The sequence below is a fragment of the Flintibacter sp. HCN-6482 genome, from assembly GCF_037892565.1.
Taxonomy (GTDB): domain Bacteria; phylum Bacillota; class Clostridia; order Oscillospirales; family Oscillospiraceae; genus Lawsonibacter; species Lawsonibacter aceti.
Genome location: NZ_JBBKBK010000009.1, coordinates 1 through 4,263, shown reverse-complemented (window position 1 = coordinate 4,263; position 4,263 = coordinate 1). Strand labels below are relative to the sequence as shown.

3 protein-coding genes are annotated in these 4,263 nt (G+C 56.9%); all 3 read right to left on the bottom strand.

The genetic code is table 11. The annotated features are described in order from the left end of the window. A partial coding sequence (locus tag WKS99_RS13385; RefSeq protein ID WP_340406494.1) for an acetyl-CoA hydrolase/transferase family protein occupies window positions 1-1,248 on the bottom strand: 1,248 nt, incomplete at its 3' end. A gap of 318 nt (window positions 1,249-1,566) precedes the next feature. Further along, complete coding sequence (locus WKS99_RS13380) at window positions 1,567-2,937, bottom strand: aldehyde dehydrogenase family protein (RefSeq protein WP_186853521.1); 1,371 nt, start codon at window positions 2,935-2,937, stop codon at window positions 1,567-1,569. Between the two features lie 37 nt (window positions 2,938-2,974). Further along, complete coding sequence (locus WKS99_RS13375; RefSeq protein ID WP_240286626.1) at window positions 2,975-4,261, bottom strand: aminotransferase class III-fold pyridoxal phosphate-dependent enzyme; 1,287 nt, start codon at window positions 4,259-4,261, stop codon at window positions 2,975-2,977. Between the last annotated feature and the right edge of the window lie 2 nt (window positions 4,262-4,263).

Below are 4,263 nucleotides of genomic sequence, written 5' to 3'. Positions count from 1 at the left end.
AGCGGCTCTCTCGCCTAAAGACAGGCCATGCAGATGGGCCACGCCGTACTCAGTAGCCACACACTCAACCATGGTGCGGGGGACAGATATGGTGCTGCCCCCCGGAATGGTGGGAACAATGTTGGATCTCAGATTGCCCTCCTTGTCCCTTCTGGAGGAATTGATGCAGATATAGCCCCGTCCGCCCCTGGAGCGGAAGGCGCCCTCCAGAAAGTCCATCTGGCCGCCTATGCCGGACAGCTGCCTGCTGCCTGCCGATTCGGCGTTCTCCTGTCCCATCAAGTCCAGCTGAACACCTCCATTGATGCTGATGAAATTGCTCATCTTCCCCATGCGTTCCGGGGAATGGACATGGTCCACATCGCCGGGATAGAACAGCTCCGGCTCATTTTCCAGCCAGTCATACAGCTCCTGAGAGCCCATCGCCAGGTTCCAGGTAGAGTAACCGGCATCCACCTCCTTGCGGGCGTTGGTCAGCTTTCCCGCCTTGTGGATCGCCAGGAAGGCATCGCTGATAGTGCCTGTCCAGCAGCCCAGGTCCTTCAGGTCGGATTCCGCCAGCATCTTGGCCACAGTGAAGGGAACGCCGCCTACGCCCAGCCCCAGCACGGCCCCGTCCGGGATCTCCGCCACCACATTGCGGGCAATCTGGATATCTACCGGCGAGGGGTCCTTATAGGTACGCAGAGGCAGCGGTTCATGGACCCCCTCTACGACATACGTGGCTTCCGACAGGTGGACGCGGTGGGAGCCGTTGACCCCCTGAAGCTTGGGCAGCCGCTCATTGATCTCAAAGATCACCGTACGCGCGTTTTCAAAAATCGTCCGCCAGGCATAGTTGGAAATTCCCAGGCCGCAGTAGCCGTCCCCATCCGGTTTGGACACAGGGACGAAGGCCACATCGACCCTGATATAGCTCCGGTAGAGCTCCGGCAGGGCCCGGAGCATCATAGGCAGAAACTTCACCAGCCCTCTGCTCTGCAGCTTCCGCTCATAGTCCCCGATATGCCAGCTGTAGTAGGTGAACGCGGACTGCTCCGGGTCGCGCTCCACCACCTCGATCCGGGGCCGGATCACCAGGCCGCCCCGGATCTTGACGTCTTTCAGCTCCTCTTTTCTCGCCGCAAGCGCCCGGTCCATCAGTTCAGGAAAGCCCGCGCCAAAGCCGTAATCTACCCAGTCGCCGGATCGAACCGCTTTTGCCGCCACTTCGGGAGTAACAAATTTACTCATATAGTTTTGTACCATCTTTTCTCTCCTTCCAAAATATACATCGCAATATTTCTGAAGCGCCTCATGAGCCTCGATACTCTCCTTGATCCTCATATCATTATGGTCCAAACATTCTGACCCTGTTGTCCCATTTAAGTATAATCAATCTGTCAAGCTCTTTGCCGCCCATGCCTGCCTCAGAAATATTTTTACCTATTTTTCAACAAACACCATTCATTTCTCTAACGCGGAAAAGTCCGGCTAACATGAAGCCGGACTTTTCCGTAAAGTACCCAGACAGAAGAAATTGGGGAACTATTGTGGTCAAGAATACTCTAATATTGAAAAAAGAGATCAGTCCGCCCAAATTTCCTCATCAGTGGGGATGTACATATCAGGGACCTTATAGGAAATGCGGCTCACATTCATCAGGTGGGTGAACCACAGGTTCTCGCTGATGGCGTTGTTGCCCCAGGTGCCGCAGCCCAGCGTGGTGGTGGGATTCAGACCGTTGTCCATAGCGCCGCCCAGAGCGGTGCCGCCTACCTGATTGACTGCATAGCGGGACACGTTGACGACGGTGGGAACAGCCTCGATATGCTCGGTGTTGTTGGAGTGGATGACCACGCTGTGGCCCATGCCCTCCATCTCCAGGTTGGCCCGGGCGATCTCCATGCACTCCTCCCAGGTGTCGTAGGTAAAGAGCGCCAGCATGGGGAACAGCTTCTCCTTCGCCAGGACCTCCTGACGGGCATAGCCCTTGGTGCAGCATACCAGGACCTTGGTATCCTCAGGGATCCCCTCCAGACCGGCCAAATCAGCCATCTGCTGGATCGTGGTGCCAGTCCACTCCTTGTTGAATACGCCGTCGGGGAAAGCGCTGTTGCGGACCTTGTCGGCATCGGCCTGGTTGTCAATGTAGTAAGCGCCATTCGCTCTCAGCGCGGCCACCATCTCATCTACCTTATCCTTGGGACAGATCACGTTCTGCTCACAGGTACACAGAACGCCATTGTCAAAAGTGCGGCCCGCGATGACCATCTTGGCTACCTCGTCATAGTCCACATCCCGGTCCACCAGGACCTGAACATTGCCCTGGCCGACACCCAAAGCCGGTTTCCCGGAGGAGTAAGCCACCTTTACCAATCCTGGGCCGCCAGTGCAGATGCACAGATCCACGGTCTTCATCAGGCCGGCGGACAGCTCCATAGTAGGTTCTTTAATAATCTGGATCAGGTTCTTGGGCATACCCAGCTTATCCAGCGCCTCGTTCATCAGCTCAACCGCCCGGACGCCGACGCCCTTCGCGCGGGGATGGGGGCAGATAATGACGGCGTTGCCGCACTTCAGAGCGCACATGGAGTTGTGCATGGGGTTGATGACGGGGTTGGTGGTAGCGGTGACGCAGCCCACTACGCCGATGGGCTTGGCGACCTTCATAATACCATTGACCTCGTCCCGCTCAATGATCCCGCGGCTCTTCTGGTCCTTCATGCGCCACCAGGTGCTCTTGGATTTGTTCTTGCACTTGGCGATCTTGCTGTCCACGCGCCCCATCCGGGTCTCTTCCACCGCCATCTTGGCCAGCTCCTCCGCATGGTCATAAATCGCCTTGCCAATCGCCTTGGCGGCAGCGTCCACCTGCTCCTGGCTCATCTTCTCAAATTCCTTCTGGGCCGCGCGCGCGGCGTCTACCAGCGACTGCAGATATTCCTGTGTATCCACGATAGTGACCTCCTAATTGTATCCTATAATCAGTTTCTCAGCCCTTCAGTGCCGCGGCAATGGACTCATCAATAATCTGGAACACGGTATCCAGAGTGGCCTCATCCACATTCAGCGGGGGGATCAGGCGGATGTTGTTGTGGTCGGCGCCGCAGTTGAGCAGCAGCAGGTCACGCTTCAAAGCCTCAGCCTGGACGGCGGCGCACAGGGCCCCGTCGGGAGCGTTGTCCTCAGGCTTAACGAACTCGATGGCGTTCATCAGGCCCAGGCCGCGCACATCCCCAATGACATCGTACTTCTTCTGCAGGTCATAGAACTTGCCGCGGACAACTTCGCCCATCTTCTTCACATTCTCAAGGACGCCGCCCTCATACAGCTCTTCCAGAACCGCCAGGGAGGCCGCGCAGGAAACGGGGTTGCCGCCGTAGGTTCCACCGTGAGCACCCTTGGCCCACTTGTCCATGATCTCCTTCTTGCCAAAGACAGCGGACAGGGGCAGGCCGCCAGCGATGGCCTTCGCGGAGGTAAAAATGTCAGGCTCTACGCCCAGAGTCTGCCAGGCATACAGGTTGCCGGTGCGGCCAAAGCCCGTCTGGACTTCGTCAAAGATCAGCATGATGCCGTGTTTGTCACACAGCTCACGGACATACTTCAGCCACTCCACTGGGGGGACCACATAGCCGCCCTCGCCCTGAACAGGCTCCATCATGATCGCCGCTACCATAGAGGGATCCACGATCTTCTTGAAGATCTCATCAAACTGAGTGAAATACTCCTTGGGGCACTTGCCGTCCTCCATCTTGTAGGGAGTCCGGAACAGATAGGGATACTCGGCAAAGTAGACGCTGGGCATCATGGGCTCGTAGTTCTTGCGGTAGGCAGCGTTGGAAGTGGTAATAGTCGCGGTTGCCATGGTACGGCCGTGGAAGGCGTTTTTCATGGAGATGATGACAGGACGCTGGGTTGCGTACTTCGCCAGCTTCATGGCGCCCTCGTTGGCCTCAGCTCCGGAGTTGGAGAAATACACCTTGTACTTATTGCCGGTCTTCTCCACCAGCTTCTCCATCAAAGTAGTATAGGGCTCATAGTACAGAATGTTATGTCCGGCGTGGATCAGAGTATGCAGCTGCTTCTCAGCGGCAGCGATCACCTTGGGGTGGCAGTGGCCGAGGGCGTTCGTGGCAATACCGGATGCCATATCCAGAATCTTCCGGCCATCCTCCGTATACAGATAACAGCCTTCTCCCCTTACAACACAGGGCGTTGTCTCCGCGTGCATCGCCATTGGGGGCAGGAGTACCTTGCTTCTCTCATGCTGAGTCATAA